The sequence below is a fragment of the Micromonospora sp. ANENR4 genome, assembly GCF_015354395.1.
Taxonomy (GTDB): domain Bacteria; phylum Actinomycetota; class Actinomycetes; order Mycobacteriales; family Micromonosporaceae; genus Micromonospora; species Micromonospora aurantiaca.
This window is the reverse complement of sequence record NZ_JADKYQ010000018.1, coordinates 39,646-55,695: the sequence shown is the minus strand read 5'-3', so window position 1 is coordinate 55,695 and position 16,050 is coordinate 39,646. Positions and strand designations below refer to the sequence as shown.

Here is a 16,050-nt window from a genome sequence, read left to right as displayed (position 1 = left end):
ATCTAGGGGTCGACCGTATGCCGAACCCCAAGCGAGGTCAAGTTGACGGGCGTGTCCGGCGAGTCGTCAGGATCACGCCCGGCGCGACGCCGCCGAGGAGCCCAACGGACGGCCTCCCGTGCTAGTCACGGGCGGCCGGGATGGAACATCCGTTCGAGCGGCGTACCCTTCTATCAGAACACCAGTTCGGAAATCCAGGAATTCGACGCGACACGCCGACAGCAGGTCGTACAGATGTTTGAAAATGGCCGATCTCACCTATACGGTCAGACCACACGCACCACGAGCCGACGAGGCACCCCAGCGCCGACCAGGGAGGGACGGACGTGACCGAGGACCGGGCCAGCCGGCAGAAGAACCCGCAGCCGAACGACGGGGCGGGTCCTCCGGCGACCCGTCGCCCCCGCACCGCCCGCAGCCGCACTGCCCCCGCGGCGGTGCGTCCGGTCACCCCGGTGGTGAGCAGCTTCCCCGACCCGGCGACCGTCGACCTGACCGCCCGGCAGCGGCGGATCCTGGAGTTCATTCGCAACTGGGTCGAGCGCCACGGCTACCCGCCGAGCGTCCGCGAGATCGGCGAGGCGGTCGGGCTGGTGTCCCCGTCCAGCGTCGCCTACCAGCTCAAGGAGCTGGAGAAGAAGGGCTTCCTGCGCCGCGACCCGAACCGGCCGCGCGCCGTCGACGTCCGCGCGCCGGGCGAGGCGGACGACGAGGCGGCCCGCGCGCAGCGGCCCGCCCCGGCGTACGTGCCGATGCTGGGCCGCATCGCCGCGGGTGGGCCGATCCTGGCCGAGCAGGCGGTGGAGGACATCTTCCCCCTCCCCCGCGAGCTGGTCGGTGAGGGCGAGGTCTTCATGCTCCAGGTCAAGGGCGACTCGATGCTCGACGCGGCGATCTGCGACGGCGACTGGGTGGTCGTCCGGCAGCAGCCGAACGCCGAGGTCGGCGACATCGTGGCCGCCATGCTCGACGGTGAGGCGACGGTGAAGACCTACCGGCGGCGCGACGGGCACGTCTGGCTGATGCCGCAGAACCCGGCCTTCGACCCGATCCCCGGCGACGACGCCACCATCATGGGCCGCGTGGTGGCGGTCCTGCGCCGCATCTGACGACGGCAAACGAGAAGGGGTGACCGGTCGCCGGTCACCCCTTCGTCGTGTCGTCTCAGTAGCGGTCGCCGCGGTACTCCCGGCCGCCACCGGACACCGGGCCGTACCGGCCCTGATCGTCATAACCGTCGCGGCGCCCGCCACGCGGTTCCTGGCCGCGGCGCGGCGGCTCGGCCCGGCCGCCCTCGGCGCGCGGCCCGCCGCCGTTCGGCTGCCCGCGATATCCGGCCCCACCCGGGCCGCCGCCGTAGCCGCCACCCGGACCGCCACGGCCCGGACTGCCCTGGCCACCGCCACCCGGGCCGCCTCGACCGGGACCGCCCTGGCCCGCGCCCGGTCCGCCCTGGCCTCCGCCGCCGTAGACGCCGCCACCGCGCCCTCCGCCGCCGGCCGGGGCACCGCCCCCGCCGTAGACGCCGCCGCCCTGCGGACGGCCCGCGCCCGGAGGACGGCCACCCCCCTGGCCGCGACCGCCGTCCTGAGGGCCGCCGCCGTACACGCCGCCGCCCGGCCGGCCGCCGCCGTAGACACCGCCGGACGCCGGGCGGTCACCGTTCGGCGCGCCGCCGTAGACGCCGCCCTGACCGCCGCCGTAGACCCCGCCGCGCGGCGCCTCCGGCCGTTCCGCGGACGGGAAGCCGTTGTTCACCGGGAACTCGCCGCTGCGCTCGGGCTCGTCGGCCGGCGCCCGGGGCGCCGGCTTGCGCCGCGCCCGCAGGATGCCGAACACGCCCGCGCCGACCAGGAGCGCGCCGAGCACCCCGACCGCCGCGATCAGGTACGTGATCTCGTCGAGCGAGAGCCCTTCGAGCCAGGACTTCTCGGCCGCCGCCTTGGTCTCGGCCTTGCCGCCGTTCGGCAGCGCCTCGGCACCGGTGGTCGACGGGGTGTAGCTGAGGATGTCGATCGGGTCCGACTCGTCGAGCGTGCCGCCGTCGGAGACGGTGACGAACAACTTGCCGTCCGGCGTGTAGGAGATCGCCTCGCCGAACGGGTCGACCAGCGGGGTGACCCGGGGCTTGCCGGTGGTGATCGCCTTGACGATGTCGCCGCCGGCCACGTCGAACTCGAACGCGTCGGCGTACGTGCGCAGCACGACCTTGCTGCCGTCGGGCGAGCGGGCAGCGCCGGTGACCAACGCCCGGCCGGGCGAGCCGAGCTTGTTCTCGGTGTTCGTCTTCGGGAGCGTGAACTCGCCGGCCTTCTTCATCGGGATCGGCTCGGTGTCGCCGCTCGCCTTCAGCTTCACCGTCGGGGTGAAGATCTCCGACTTGCCGGAGAGCTCCTTGGTGATCACCAGCGGCATGTTGTCGTCGCCGACGAGCAGGGCCTCCGCGTCGTGCGGCTCCTTACCCGGGTAGCTGAGCCGGTGCAGCACCGGCTGCTTCGAGCCGCTCAGCGGCATCGTCCAGACCGCGACCCGCTCCCGGCGCGTCTTCTTCTCCACGTTGTCGCCTGTGTCGGCGATCCAGAGGGTCTTGCGGTCCGGGCTGAGCGCGAGGTCCTCGGTGTCGAGCGGCCCGTCACCGGAGTAACGGACCTCCTTGTCCACCTTGCACTTGGTGTCCAGGTAGAAGACCCGCTTGCGGCTGGGGTCGTCCGAGCCGTCGTTGATCACGACGTACCCGTTGCTGGTGGCCACCAGGCCGGACAGCTCGCGGAGGCGGCTGTCCTCCACGGTGCACTTCTTCTTGGGGGCCGCGGCCAGCACGGGGGCCGCGGCGGGAGCCGCCGGGGCCGGCCCGGCCGGCGCCACGACCGCGCCGACCAGGCCGAGCGCGAGCGTGACCGAGGAGACAACGTGCCGCATGACGCTCAGTGTCGCACGGCGCGGGTTTCCGGCGGGTGACGCCGGACGGCTCACCGCCCGGCGCCCACCCGCTCGTCACTGGTCAGCCGGTCACCCGCCCGGTACGGCGCGAGCTCCGCAGCCAGACCCTCGCTGACCCGCACGTGCACCAGCGTGCCCTCGGGCAGGTGCGCGGTGCTGAGCACCTCACCCTGCCGGTGCACCCGGGAGACCAGGTCACCCCGGTCGTACGGGAGCACCGCGCGCACCTCGACGGCAGGCCGGGGCAGCCGCCGCTCGACCGCCTCGCGCAGTTCGTCGACTCCGCGCCCGCTGTGGGCGGAGACGAAGACCGCGTCCGGCCAGAGCCGCTTGAGCCGCAGCATCGTCTCCTCGTCGGTGGCGTCGGTCTTGTTCACCACCAGTAGTTCCGGCAACCGGTCCGCGCCCACCTCGGCGAGCACCTCGCGTACCGCCCGGACCTGCTCCTCCGGGTCCGGGTGGGTGCCGTCGACCACGTGCACGACCAGGTCGGCGTCGGCGACCTCCTCCAGCGTCGAGCGGAACGCCTCGACGATCTGGTGCGGCAGGTGCCGGACGAACCCGACCGTGTCGGACAGCGTGTAGAGCCGGCCGTCGGACGTGGTGGCCCGGCGGGTGGTCGGGTCCAGCGTGGCGAACAGCGCGTTCTCCACCAGCACGCCCGCACCGGTCAGGCGGTTGAGCAGGCTGGACTTGCCGGCGTTGGTGTAGCCGGCGATGGCCACCGCGGGTACCGCGTTACGGGTACGCCGGGCGCGCTTGGTCTGGCGTACCGTCGCCATGCTCTTGATCTCGCGGCGCAGCCGCGCGATGCGGTGGCGGATGCGCCGCCGGTCGGTCTCCAGCTTGGTCTCACCGGGACCACGCAGACCCACGCCGCCGCCGGCGCCACCCCCGCGGCCGCTACCACCGGTCTGCCGGGACAGCGTCTCGCCCCAGCCGCGCAGGCGCGGCAGCAGGTATTCGAGCTGGGCCAGCTCGACCTGCGCCTTGCCCTCCTTGCTCTTGGCGTGCTGGGCGAAGATGTCGAGGATCAGGGCGGTCCGGTCGACCACCTTGACCTTGGTGCGCTGCTCCAGGTTGCGCAGCTGCGACGGCGACAGCTCACCGTCGCAGATGATCGTGTCGGCGCCGGTGGACAGCGCCACCGCGCCCAGGTCGTCGACCTTGCCGCGGCCGATGTACGTGGCCGGGTCGGGCCGCTGGCGACGCTGGATCAGCCCTTCGAGCACCTGCGAGCCGGCCGTCTCGGCCAGCGCCGCCAGCTCGGTGAGGCTGTTGTCGGCGTCGGTCTGCGTGCCCTCGGTCCAGACCCCCACCAGGACGACCCGCTCCAGCCGGAGCTGGCGGTATTCGACCTCGGTGATGTCTGTGAGTTCGGTGGAGAGGCCGGGGACCCGCCGCAGCGCCTGCCGCTCCGACAGCTCGTACTCGCCGGTGGTGGCGTCGAACTCGTCGTCGGTGTAGGGATGGAAGGTCTCCTGCTCGCGCAAATGCGTCTCCTGTCCGTTTTGGGCAACGCCGAGAATTTTCGGCGCGTGACAGCAATCCTGACATGTGACAACGCCGGACGCACCTGTGTTATGCCCGTGACGCTACCGACGGGTAGCGGGGGCGGATGCCGGGCGACCTGGGCGGGCGAGTAGAAATGCCAGTCGAGCCGCTCAGCGCCGACGGAGGAGTTTCTCGTGGCCAACACCCGACTGCCGAGTGCCGGATTCTCCATCACCATCCGGATCGCGGTACCCGCCGACGCCTCCTCCATCGGCCGCCTCACCACCGCCGCCGGCGAGGCCGGGGCCATCGTCACCGCGCTGGACGTGGTCGACTCCGACCCCGCGCACGTGATCGTCGACCTCACCTGCGACACCGCCGACGCCGGCCACGCCGACCAGGTGGTCGACGCGCTCACCGCGCTCGACGGGGTGGACGTGCGCAAGGTCTCCGACCGCACGTTCCTGTTGCACCTCGGCGGCAAGATCGAGGTCACCCCGAAGGTCGCGCTGCGCACCCGCGACGAGCTGTCCCGCGCGTACACCCCGGGTGTGGCCCGGGTCTGCATGGCGATCGCGGAGAACCCGGCCGACGCCCGGCGGCTCACCATCAAGCGCAACACCGTCGCCGTGGTCAGCGACGGCACCGCGGTGCTCGGCCTGGGCAACCTCGGGCCGGCCGCGTCGCTGCCGGTGATGGAGGGCAAGGCGGCGCTGTTCAAGCGCTTCGGCGGGGTGGACGCCTGGCCGGTCGTGCTTGACACCCAGGACACCGACGAGATCGTGGCGATCGTCAAGGCGATCGCGCCCGCGTACGGCGGCATCAACCTGGAGGACATCGCCGCGCCGCGCTGCTTCGAGATCGAGGCCCGGCTGCGTGAGGCCCTGGACATCCCGGTCTTCCACGACGACCAGCACGGCACCGCGATCTGCGTGCTGGCCGCGCTGACGAACGCGCTGCGCGTCGTGGGCAAGCAGCTCGCGGACGTCCGGGTCGTGGTCTCCGGCGCCGGCGCGGCCGGCACCGCGATCATGAAACTGCTGCTCCGCCAAGGCGTGGGCGACATCATCGCGTACGACCGCCAGGGCGCCCTGCACCGCGGACTGCCGGACCTCAACCCGGCCTGGCAGTGGCTGGCCGAGAACACCAACAAGGAGAACTACTCCGGTGACCTGGCCGGGGCGGTACGCGGCGCGGACGTGTTCATCGGTGTGAGCGCGCCGAACCTGCTCACCGGCGAGGACGTCGCCGCGATGGCGAAGGACTCGATCGTCTTCGCGCTCGCCAACCCCGACCCGGAGGTGGACCCGCGGGAGGCCCGCAAGTACGCCGCCGTGGTCGCCACCGGCCGCTCGGACCAGCCGAACCAGATCAACAACGTGCTCGCCTTCCCCGGCGTGTTCCGCGGCATGCTCGACGCGCACGCCGAGGAGTTCACCGAGGAGATGGCGCTCGCCGCCGCCCGGGCCATCGCGGACGTGGTCGGCGAGGACAAGATCAACCCGACGGTGATCGTGCCGAGCGTCTTCGACTCCCGGGTCGCCCCGGCGGTGGCCGCCGCGGTACGGGCCGCCGCCCAGAACCCGGCCGCCACGCCGGCGCCCGCGGCCGACCCGGGCCCGGCCGACCTCCCCGAGATCGCCGCCAACGCCAGCGCCACCCCCTGACCAGGCACGCCCCTGCCTCTCGCGGCGCCTTCGCACAGGCCAGCACCCTCTCGCGGGGCACCTCCTGCCTCCTCACACGGGGCCCGCCCGCGCCGGGGTCAGCGCACCGGCGCAGTCAGGCGTCCCCGGCGCGTCCACACGAGATCTTGGAAGAAAACGGCCCTCAGAGGGGCCCAAATCTTCCAAGATCCCCAGCAGCGCCTCAGCCGAGGCGGACAAGTCAGACAGAACGTCCCATCGTCGCACTTTGATCGACTCCGCTTCCCCGAAGTAGCGGTATCAGCACCCTTGATCAACACCAGTTCGGCGAGGTGGTGGCATCAGAGGCCCCGCTACAGCACCACTTCGCCGAACTGGTGTTGATCATGCCGGGCAGCCGGGCAGCCGGGCCGCGGCCACCACTCAGCCCCGTGTCGACTCAGCCCCGTGTCGACCGAGGGAGGCTACGGGTGCAGGGCTGTGGGGGTCAGGGTGCCTGTGCCCACCAGGACGGCCGGGCCGGAGAGCCAGCACGAGTCGGCTGTCACGGTGACCGTCAGACGCCCGCCCGGCACATCGACTGTCATCGTGCCGGTGTCCCGGCCGGCGTCGCGCAACGCCACCGCCGCCACCGCGCACGCGCCGGTGCCGCAGGACAGCGTCTCGGCAGAGCCGCGCTCGTACACCCGCATCAGCACGTGCCCGTCGGTGCCGTCGACCGGCTCGCCCGGCGTCGTGAACTCGACGTTCACCCCGGAAGGGAAGGTCGAGGCGTCCACCTCGGGCGCGCGGGTGAGGTCGAGCGCCGTCAGCTCCAGAGCAGCGGGCAGCGCGCACACCAGGTGCGGGTTGCCGACATCCACCGCGGCGCCGGGCAGCGTCAGCCCGCCGAGCGTGGCGGTCGCCGTGTCGTACAGCCGGGGGCGGCGCATCTCGACCGCCACGTCGGCGCCCTCGACCCGGGCCCGCACCAGGCCGGCGCGGGTCGCGATCGGCAGCGTCCCGCCCGACGGGGCGGCGGCCAGCGAACGGTCCAGCAGGTAGCGGACGAACACGCGGGCCCCGTTGCCGCACATCTCGGCGAACGAGCCGTCGGAGTTCCAGTAGTCCATGAACCACTCGGCCTCGCCCGCGAGCGCGACGCCCTCCGGGTGCTTGGCGGCCCGTACGACGCGCAGCACGCCGTCGCCGCCCAGCCCGCGCCGCCTGTCGCAGAGCGCGGCGACCAGGCCGGGTGTCAGGTCGAGGGTGCCGTCCGGGTCGGGCAGGATGACGAAGTCGTTGCCGGTGCCGTGACCCTTTGTGAACTCCACGCCCCCATCATGGCCGATGCTCGGCGACCACCCGCAGGGCAGTGTCGAGAAACGCGGGCGACGCCGCGTCCAGCCAGTGGACGCGCGGGTCACGCCGGAACCAGGAGCGCTGCCGCCGGACGAACCGGCGGGTGGCGCGGATCGTCTCCTCGTGCGCCTGCGCCTCGGTCAGCTCCCCGGCCAGGAACCGCAGCACCTGCTGGTAGCCGAGCGCCCGGCTGGCCGTCCGCCCCTCGGGCAGCCCCTCGCCGACCAGCGCCCGTACCTCGTCGACCAGGCCGTCGGCCCACATCCGGTCCACCCGCAGCGCGATCCGCTCGTCCAGCAGCCCGGTGTCCAGGTCCATGCCGAGCTGCACCGACGGGTAGTACGGCGTGGGCGACGGCAGCGACGCGGTGAACGGCGCGCCGGTCAGCTCGATCACCTCCAGCGCCCGCACGATCCGCCGCCCGTTGGTGGGCAGGATGCTCGCCGCCGCGCCCGGGTCGGCCTCGGCCAGCCGCGCGTGCAGCGGCAGCGGGCCCACCGCCGCGAGTTCCGCCTCCAGCAGCTCCCGCAGGGCCGGGTCGGTGCCGGGGAACTCGAACCGTTCCAGCACCGCCCGCACGTACAGCCCGGAGCCGCCGACGAGCAGCGGCACCCGTCCCCGGGCCAGGATGTCGTCGACCGCCGCGCGGGCCAGCGTCTGGTATTCGGCGACGCTGGCGGGCTCGGTCACCGGCCAGATGTCCAGCAGGTGGTGCGGCACGCCCTCGCGCTCGGCCGGGGTCAGCTTCGCGGTGCCGACGTCCATGCCCCGGTAGAGCTGCATCGAGTCGGCGTTGACCACCTCGCCGCCCAGCGCGTGCGCCAGCGCGATGCTCAGCGCCGACTTCCCGGCCGCGGTCGGCCCGACCACCGCCACGACGGTCATGCCCGCTCCCAGTTCGCCACGAAGTAGGAAACGCCGTAGGGCGCGTCCTGGTAGCTGACGTCGCCGCGCCAGTCGCCGCCCGCCGCCCGGACCGCGCCGGCCAGCACCTGCCACGGCGCCCGCCCGGCGACCCGCAGCTCCGCCGACAGCACCGGGTCCAGGCCGAGCAGGGCGTCTGCGTCCGCGCCGGCCAGGGCCAGGGCGACCCCCTCGTCGTACGCCTCGGCACGCGGGTCGTCGTAGCCAGGCGCCTTGACGCCCCGGCAGGCGGACCCGTCACCGAGCACGAGCAGCGCGACCCGCGGGTCGTCGTCGAGGATCAGGCTCGCGCCGAACGCCGCGCACTCCGCCGGTGCGGCGTCGTGCGCCACCGAGCGGGCCAGCCGGGGCAGTTCGGTGCCGGAGCGGTTCAGCAGCCAGGCGCCGACGGTCAGGCTCAGCGGCAGGCGGTCCCCGCCCGCGCAGTTGACCTTCCAGAGCCGCACGCGCCGGTCCAGCCCGTACGGGCGAAGCGAGCCGTGCTCGGCGGAATTGAACCGGACGGTCTCCGGTCCGCCGCCGACGAGCAGGATCGCCTCGGGCTCGGCGGCGAGCAGCCGGGCGACAGCGGCGTCGGCGGCGGCGCGCAGGCCGTCCAGCTCGGGCGCGGCGGCGCCGGCCAGCTCGGGCACGATCAGCGGCGGGTGGGGGCAGACGGCGGCGGCGACCAGTGGCACGCCCCCAAACCTATCGGGATCCCCCGGTGCGTCCCCGCGCCGATCCGGTCATCGAGGGCGTACAACACCGTATGGTCACGGTCGGCGACAGGCGCTCGACACGGACGGGGGCGGACCTGTGACAATGCCGGGAGAAAGTTTGCTGCGCCGTGGCGGCGAACGAGGGGGCTGTCCCCTCGGCGCCGGGAGAACGAGGATGGGCACATGAGCGACTGGACTGCCTTCGGACGGGTCGACGAGGACGGCACCGTCTACGTCAAGACCGCCGAGGGCGAGCGGGTGGTCGGATCCTGGCAGGCAGGGGCACCGGAGGAAGGGCTCGCCCACTTCGCCCGGCGCTACGCCGACCTGGTGACCGAGGTCGATCTGACCGAGGCCCGGCTCAACTCGGGCGCGGCTGACGCCGGCCACTCCCTGACCACGATCCGCCGGATCCGTGGGTCGCTGGCCGAGGCGCACGTCGTCGGTGACATCGACGCCCTCGCCGCCCGCCTGGACAAGCTGGCCACCGTCGCCGAGGAGAAGGCCGGCGAGGCCAAGGCGGCCCGCGAGGCCGCCCGGGGCGAGGCGCTGGCGCGCAAGACCGCCCTGGTCGAGGAGGCCGAGAAGCTGGCCGCCGAGTCGACCGGCTGGAAGACCGCCGGTGACCGGCTCAAGGAGATCCTCGACGAGTGGAAGACCATCCGCGGCGTCGACAAGAAGACCGACGGTGAGCTGTGGAAGCGGTTCGCCGCCGCGCGGGACGGCTTCACCCGCCGCCGGGGCGCCCACTTCGCCTCCCTCGACCAGCAGCGCAAGCAGGCGCAGACGGTCAAGGAGGAACTGGTCGCCGAGGCGGAGAAGCTCAAGGACTCCAGCGACTGGGGCGTCACCGCCGGTCAGCTCAAGGACCTGATGGCCCAGTGGAAGGCCGCGCCGCGCGCCGCCAAGGAGGCCGAGCAGAAGCTCTGGGAACGGTTCCGCGCCGCGCAGGACGAGTTCTTCACCCGCCGCAGCGAGGTCTTCTCCGCCCGCGACAACGAGCAGCGCGCCAACCTGGAGCGCAAGCAGGCGCTGCTGGCCGAGGCCGAGGCGCTGGACGTCGACGGCGACCCGAAGGGCGCGCAGGCGAAGCTGCGGGACATCCAGGCGCAATGGCACGAGGCCGGCCGGGTGCCGCGCGAGGCCGCCGCCGGGCTGGAGCGCCGGCTGCGGGCCGTGGACGACAAGGTCCGCGAGGTGATGGACTCGGCGTGGCGGCGCACCTCCAAGGAGGACAACCCGCTGCTGGCGCAGATGCGTGCCCAGGTCGCCGAGGCCGAGGACCGGCTGGCCCGGGCCCAGGCCGCCGGCGACACCCGGCGGATCAAGGAGGCCGAGCAGGCGCTCGCCTCGAAGCGGCAGTTCCTCCAGCTCGCCGAGCAGGCCGGCTGACGGAAGCACCCCGGCCGGGCAGGCCGGCGGACGGACACATCGGGTGAGCCCCCGGCCCTGTCGGCCGGGGGCTCACCTGCGTCCGGACCAGGGTTGACGCATCGAGGCAGGCTGATCAGAATGAGCGGCGGAGCCAGGTTCAGGCACCGGCACGAGGGCACCGACGGCTGATCTCGCCGTCGACGGTCGCCGGTGCGACATCTCGCGGTTGGCCGTCCACACGACACGGCCCGGCGCGCACTGCGCGCGTACTCGATGACGAGCGGGACGTGCCTCCTGGTCCTGCCGCCCGCGGCGCCTGCGCGGCGCGGGCATCCGAAGTGGAGCTTCCATGCACCGACGCACCGCCCTCGGCGGCGCCCTGACGGCGCTCGCCACCGCGGCAGCCGGCGTTCTCGTCGCCGCCGCCGTCTCCACCGCACCGGCCGCCGCGGCGGCCGGTGGCACCGGCACCGGCTACCTGCACACCAGCGGCAGCAAGATCGTCGACAGTACGGGCGCGACGGTCCGGCTGACCGGCATCAACTGGTTCGGGATGGAGACCGACAACAAGACGTTCCACGGCCTGTGGTCGAGCAACCCGTGGCGCTCGCAGCTCGACACCATGGCCCGGCTGGGCTACAACACGCTGCGCATCCCGTACTCGAACGACGCGCTCAAGTCCGGCGCGACCGCGACCGGCATCAACGACTTCGTCAACCCGGACCTGATCGGGCTCTCCCCGCTGCAGATCCTCGACAAGGTCATCGACTACGCGGGCAGCAAGGGGATGCGGGTCATCCTGGACCGGCACCGGCCGACGTCGGCCGGTCAGTCGCCGCTCTGGTACACCTCGACGGTCTCCGAGGCGACCTGGATCAACGACTGGAAGATGCTGGCCCAGCGGTACGCCGGCAACACCACGGTGATCGGCGCGGACCTGCACAACGAGCCGCACGCCGAGGGCACCAACCCGGCCGCCACCGGCGCCTGCTGGGGCTGCGGCGACACCGCCCGGGACTGGCGGCTGGCCGCCGAGCGGGCCGGCAACGCGATCCTCGGCGTGCAGCCGAACTGGCTGATCTTCGTGGAGGGGGTGAGCTGTCCGAGCGGCGGCCTGTCGAACGTCTGGGACAACGACCCCAGCAACGACGAGGACTGCGGCTGGTGGGGCGGCAACCTGTCCAAGGCCGGGCAGTTCCCGGTGCGGCTGAACGTGGCCAACCGGCTGGTCTACTCGCCGCACGAGTACGCCACCTCGGTCTACCGCCAGGCCTGGTTCGACGACCCGTCGTACCCGGCAAACATGCCGGCCATCTGGGACAAGTACTGGGGCTACCTCTACAAGCAGAACATCGCGCCGATCATGATGGGCGAGTTCGGCACCACGCTCCAGGACCCCAAGGACAAGATCTGGCTGCAGAACCTGATGGCGTACACCGGCACCGGCGTGAACGGCATGTCCTTCACGTACTGGTCGTGGAACCCGAACTCCGGTGACACCGGCGGCATCGCCAACGACGACTGGACCACGATCAACCAGCCGAAGCAGGACATCCTCACGCCGTACCTGATCCCGCCGACCGGCGGTGGCGGCACCACCAGCCCGTCCCCGACCGGCACGCCGAACACCTCGCCGGCTCCGACCACCCCGCCGCCTCCGGTGACCGGTGGCTGCACCGCCACCTACAAGCAGATCAATTCCTGGGCGGGTGGCTTCCAGGGTGAGCTGACCGTCAAGAACACCGGCACCGCCGCGGTGAACCCGTGGTCGGCCACCTGGACCTGGCCGTCCGGGGTGACGCTGGCCAGCGGCTGGAACGCCACCGTCACGCAGTCCGGGACCACTGTGACGGCGGCCGCGCCGGCCTGGGCGTCGTCGCTGGCGCCGGGCGCGTCGGTCACCGTCGGCTTCACCGCCAACGGCACCGCCGCGAACCCCGGCAGCGTGAAGCTCAACGGCACCGCCTGCTGAGACCGTGACGGCGGGGGCCCGGCTCGGCCCCCGCCGTCACGCTGGGCTCAGTGCGCGGCGCAGCCGCCGACCGGGGCGGGCGCCGCGGCCGGCGCGCCGACCGTCGGCAGGCCGAGCAGCACCCCTGGGGTACGCGGAACCTGTCCCGCCTCGGCCGCGTCCCCGGCCCGGGTGCGCCGGTGCGCCAGCGGCGCGCCGTCGGCGTTGAGGTGGTGCGGGGCGGCGTACGTGACGACTGTGTGCACGATGTCGCCGGGGCGGATCCGCCCGGCCAGCTCACCGGTGGCGAAGTGCACGAGCCGGCCGTCGCGGGCCCGTCCGGACATCCGGCCGGTGCGCTCGTCCTTGCGGCCCTCGCCGACTGCCACCAGGACCTCGACGGTCTCGCCGACGAGCTTCTTGTTCTCCGCCCAGGTGATCTCCTCGACGCAGGCGATCAGCCGCTCGTAGCGCTCCTGCACGACCTGCTTGGGTAGCTGCCCGTCCATCGTGGCGGCCGGGGTGCCGGGGCGCTTGGAGTACTGGAACGTGAACGCCGAGGAGAACCGCGCCTCCCGGACCACGTCCAGCGTGCGGGCGAAGTCGGCCTCGGTCTCGCCGGGGAAGCCGACGATGATGTCGGTGGTGATCGCCGCGTCCGGCATGGCCGACCGCACCTTTTCGATGATCCCCAGGTACTTCTCCGACCGGTACGAGCGGCGCATCGCCCGCAGTACGTCGTCCGAGCCGGACTGCAACGGCATGTGCAGCGAGTGGCAGACGTTCGGCGTCTCGGCCATCGCGGCGATCACGTCGTCGGTGAAGTCCTTCGGGTGCGGGCTGGTGAACCGCACCCGCTCCAGCCCGTCGATGTCGCCGCAGGCGCGCAGCAGCTTGCCGAACGCGTACCGGTCGCCGAACTCGACGCCGTAGGAGTTGACGTTCTGCCCGAGCAGCGTCACCTCCAGCACGCCGGAGTCGGCCAGCGCGCGGACCTCGGCGAGGATGTCTCCGGGGCGGCGGTCCTTCTCCTTGCCGCGCAGGGAGGGCACGATGCAGAACGTGCAGGTGTTGTTGCAGCCGACGGAGATCGAGACCCACCCGGCGTACGTCGACTCGCGCCGGGTCGGCAGCGTGGAGGGGAAGACCTCCAGCGACTCCAGGATCTCGACCTCGGCCGCGGCGTTGTGCCGCGCCCGGTCCAGCAGCGCCGGCAGCGAGCCGATGTTGTGCGTGCCGAAGACGACGTCCACCCAGGGCGCCTTGCGGACGATGTCGCCGCGGTCCTTCTGGGCCAGGCAGCCGCCGACGGCGATCTGCATCCCGGGGTGCTTCGCCTTCACGGGGCGCAGATGACCCAGGTTGCCGTAGAGCCGGTTGTCGGCGTTCTCCCGGACCGCGCAGGTGTTGAACACCACCACGTCGGGCTGCTCGTCGGCCTCCGCGGCACGCACGTATCCGGCGTCCTCGAGGAGGCCGGAGATGCGCTCGGAGTCGTGCACGTTCATCTGGCAGCCGTACGTACGCACCTGGTAGGTGCGCGGGCTGCCCGCGGCTGCGGTAGTCATGACCCGGACAGCGTATCCGGGTGGAGCCGATCGGATCGAACGAGGAGGAGCCGTGTGCCGGAGCATCAAGACCCTGCGTGAGCCGTACGTCCCGGTGGTGACCGAGGAGGACATCCGCGCCGCCGCGTTGCAGTACGTCCGGAAGATCTCCGGATTCCGTACCCCGGCGGCGCACAACGCGGCCGCGTTCGACGCCGCGGTGGACGCCGTGGCCGCCGCCACCGCGACGCTGCTCGACCAGCTCGTGGTGCGGGGGCAGCAGCCGGCGGCCCGGGGCTGAGCCCGGGACCGCCACCGCTCGCCGCCGGTGGGGGCACGGCGGCGAGCACCGCTCACGGGCGCGCGCCGACGCCCGCGCTCAGGCGGCCGCGAGCGCCGGGGCGACCGTGTCCGGCGCCCAGCGGGAGCGGTGGCACTGCGACCAGCCCCGGCAGCGCGCGTCGGCGACGGTGCAGAGCCGGTGGTGGCTGAGCACCTCGCCGTCGTCGGTGTCGGCCACGTCGAAGTGCACCGGCCGGATCGTGCCGTCGGGCGCGACCAGCAGGTGCCGGCCGGCGTCGAGCGTGTCGTCACGCATCAGGCAGTTGCGGCCCAGCAGCCGGGCCAGCGCCGCGATCGCGGGCAGCTCGGTCAGGCTCTCGGGTACGCCGTAACAGTCGACCACGGTGCCGTACAGCCCGGGCGCCTCCCACACGTCGCAGACCACCGCGTACGCGGGGAGCCGCATCGGGTCGGCGACGGCCATGGGCATCACCACCCGGCCGAGCGCCTCGGCCAGTGCCGGGTAGACCTCCACCGGCTCGCCGCCGTCGATTCTCCAGTTCCACAGCTCGGTCATGCCGCCTCCTCGCTGCGCTCGTTCCACCGGCCTCCGGATCGGGCCTTAATGACGATGGTGGGGTGCATTTGACCTCAGCCGGGCGCAAGTTACCGGTCTGTGACCATTCCGGGCAAAATTCCCTCGGGCGACGTTGCCCAGAGTAGCTGGAAGATGACAGTTTATCGGGTACGGTGCCGCGGCGACGGCCCGGCCGCGCCGTGGATCCGGCGGCTCAGCGCACCCGGATCAGGTGCTCCGACGCGGGCAGCAGTTCCCCGATCACCGTGCCGCCCGGCACCTCACCGGCGACCAGCAGGCCGCCAGAGGTCTGCGCGTCGGCGAGCAGCAGGCGCTCCCCCTCGTCCGCCCCGCCGAAATCGGTCCACGGGGTGACCCACTCCAGGTTGCGCCGGGTGCCGCCGCTGACGTACCCGTCGCGCAGCGCCTCCCGCGCGCCGGGCAGGTACGGCACCGCCGCCGCGTCGATCGCCACCGTCAGGCGGCTCGCCCGGGCCAGCTTCGAGGCGTGCCCGAGCAGGCCGAAGCCGGTCACGTCGGTGCCGCAGCGGATGCCCGCCGCGACCGCCGCGCGGGCCGCGTCCCGGTTGAGCCGGGCCATCGACTCGACGGCCTCGGGGAAGCGCTGCCCGGTCTGCTTGTGCCGGGTGTTGAGCACGCCCACGCCGAGCGGCTTGGTCAGCGACAGCGGCAGCCCGGCCTGCCCGGCGTCGAGCGTGATCAGCTCCTCCGGCCGGACCACACCGGTGACGGCCAGGCCGTACTTCGGGCCGTCGTCGTCCACGCTGTGCCCACCGGCCAGGTGGCAGTTCGCCTCCCGGGCCACGTCCAGACCGCCGCGCAGCACCTCGCGGGCCATCTCCGGCGGCAGTACGCCGCGCGGCCAGCAGAGCAGGTTGAGCGCGACGAGCGGGGTGCCGCCCATCGCGTACACGTCGGAGAGCGCGTTGGCGGCGGCGATGCGCCCCCAGTCGTAGGCGTCGTCGACCACCGGGGTGAAGAAGTCGGCGGTGCTGACCAGGCCCGTACGCTCGTCCAGCCGGACCACCGCGGCGTCGTCGCCGTTCTCCAGGCCGACCAGCAGGTCGGCCGAGCCGCCGGTGGCGCCGAGCCCCGCGACCATCGCCTCCAGCTCGCCCGGTGGGATCTTGCAGGCGCAGCCGCCACCGCGGGCGTAGTCGGTCAGCCGGATCGCGTCGGTCATCACCTCATGATCTCCTGCCTGCGGCGACGGCGCCACTCGGCCCACCCGGTGGGTGACGAAATTCGGACGGGC

At 72.9% G+C, this 16,050-nt stretch carries 13 protein-coding genes; 5 read left to right on the top strand and 8 right to left on the bottom strand.

Translation table 11 applies throughout. The annotated features are described in order from the left end of the window. Positions 1–326 precede the first annotated feature (326 nt). A complete protein-coding gene (gene lexA / locus IRY44_RS26750; RefSeq protein WP_013284750.1) occupies positions 327–1,109 on the top strand; it encodes a transcriptional repressor LexA in 783 nt (260 codons plus the stop codon). 55 nt (positions 1,110–1,164) lie between these two features. On the opposite strand, the gene IRY44_RS26745 is transcribed toward lexA, so the two are convergent. Together IRY44_RS26745 and hflX are read right to left on the bottom strand one after the other, a co-directional pair. Next, complete coding sequence (locus IRY44_RS26745) at positions 1,165–2,919, bottom strand: hypothetical protein (protein WP_194802976.1); 1,755 nt, start codon at positions 2,917–2,919, stop codon at positions 1,165–1,167. 50 nt (positions 2,920–2,969) lie between these two features. Beyond that, positions 2,970–4,433, bottom strand: a complete 1,464-nt coding sequence (hflX, locus tag IRY44_RS26740; RefSeq protein ID WP_194802975.1) for a GTPase HflX — start codon at positions 4,431–4,433, stop codon at positions 2,970–2,972. A 195-nt stretch (positions 4,434–4,628) separates the two neighbouring features. Between hflX and IRY44_RS26735 the strand changes: the two genes are divergently transcribed. Beyond that, positions 4,629–6,101, top strand: a complete 1,473-nt coding sequence (locus IRY44_RS26735) for an NAD-dependent malic enzyme (RefSeq protein ID WP_013284747.1) — start codon at positions 4,629–4,631, stop codon at positions 6,099–6,101. Between the two features lie 443 nt (positions 6,102–6,544). Here the strand turns inward: IRY44_RS26735 and dapF are convergent, their stop codons facing one another. From dapF to IRY44_RS26720, 3 genes are read right to left on the bottom strand one after another with little or no spacing between them, the layout of a single operon-like run. Beyond that, complete coding sequence (gene dapF / locus IRY44_RS26730) at positions 6,545–7,393, bottom strand: diaminopimelate epimerase (RefSeq protein WP_194802974.1); 849 nt, start codon at positions 7,391–7,393, stop codon at positions 6,545–6,547. Positions 7,394–7,400: 7 nt separating this feature from the next. Next, a complete protein-coding gene (miaA, locus tag IRY44_RS26725) occupies positions 7,401–8,306 on the bottom strand; it encodes a tRNA (adenosine(37)-N6)-dimethylallyltransferase MiaA (RefSeq protein WP_194802973.1) in 906 nt (301 codons plus the stop codon). Next, complete coding sequence (locus IRY44_RS26720) at positions 8,303–9,022, bottom strand: hypothetical protein (protein ID WP_194802972.1); 720 nt, start codon at positions 9,020–9,022, stop codon at positions 8,303–8,305. The genes miaA and IRY44_RS26720 overlap by 4 nt, the downstream gene beginning before the upstream one ends. A gap of 204 nt (positions 9,023–9,226) precedes the next feature. On the opposite strand from IRY44_RS26720, the gene IRY44_RS26715 reads away from it, so the two are divergent. Continuing rightward, a complete protein-coding gene (locus IRY44_RS26715; RefSeq protein ID WP_194802971.1) occupies positions 9,227–10,435 on the top strand; it encodes a DUF349 domain-containing protein in 1,209 nt (402 codons plus the stop codon). 331 nt (positions 10,436–10,766) lie between these two features. Beyond that, complete coding sequence (locus IRY44_RS26710) at positions 10,767–12,389, top strand: cellulase family glycosylhydrolase (RefSeq protein ID WP_194802970.1); 1,623 nt, start codon at positions 10,767–10,769, stop codon at positions 12,387–12,389. Positions 12,390–12,436: 47 nt separating this feature from the next. On the opposite strand, the gene miaB is transcribed toward IRY44_RS26710, so the two are convergent. Beyond that, positions 12,437–13,936, bottom strand: coding sequence for a tRNA (N6-isopentenyl adenosine(37)-C2)-methylthiotransferase MiaB (miaB, locus tag IRY44_RS26705; RefSeq protein WP_194802969.1), 1,500 nt, complete (start codon positions 13,934–13,936; stop codon positions 12,437–12,439). A 52-nt stretch (positions 13,937–13,988) separates the two neighbouring features. On the opposite strand from miaB, the gene IRY44_RS26700 reads away from it, so the two are divergent. Further along, complete coding sequence (locus IRY44_RS26700) at positions 13,989–14,216, top strand: DUF2277 family protein (protein ID WP_013284740.1); 228 nt, start codon at positions 13,989–13,991, stop codon at positions 14,214–14,216. A 78-nt stretch (positions 14,217–14,294) separates the two neighbouring features. On the opposite strand, the gene IRY44_RS26695 is transcribed toward IRY44_RS26700, so the two are convergent. Both IRY44_RS26695 and selD read right to left on the bottom strand, forming a co-directional pair. Then, positions 14,295–14,774, bottom strand: coding sequence for a hypothetical protein (locus IRY44_RS26695; protein ID WP_135238912.1), 480 nt, complete (start codon positions 14,772–14,774; stop codon positions 14,295–14,297). A 214-nt stretch (positions 14,775–14,988) separates the two neighbouring features. After that, the gene (gene selD, locus IRY44_RS26690; RefSeq protein WP_194802968.1) at positions 14,989–15,978 is read right to left on the bottom strand and encodes a selenide, water dikinase SelD; all 990 of its coding nucleotides are present in this window, start codon (positions 15,976–15,978) and stop codon (positions 14,989–14,991) included. Positions 15,979–16,050: the final 72 nt, after the last annotated feature.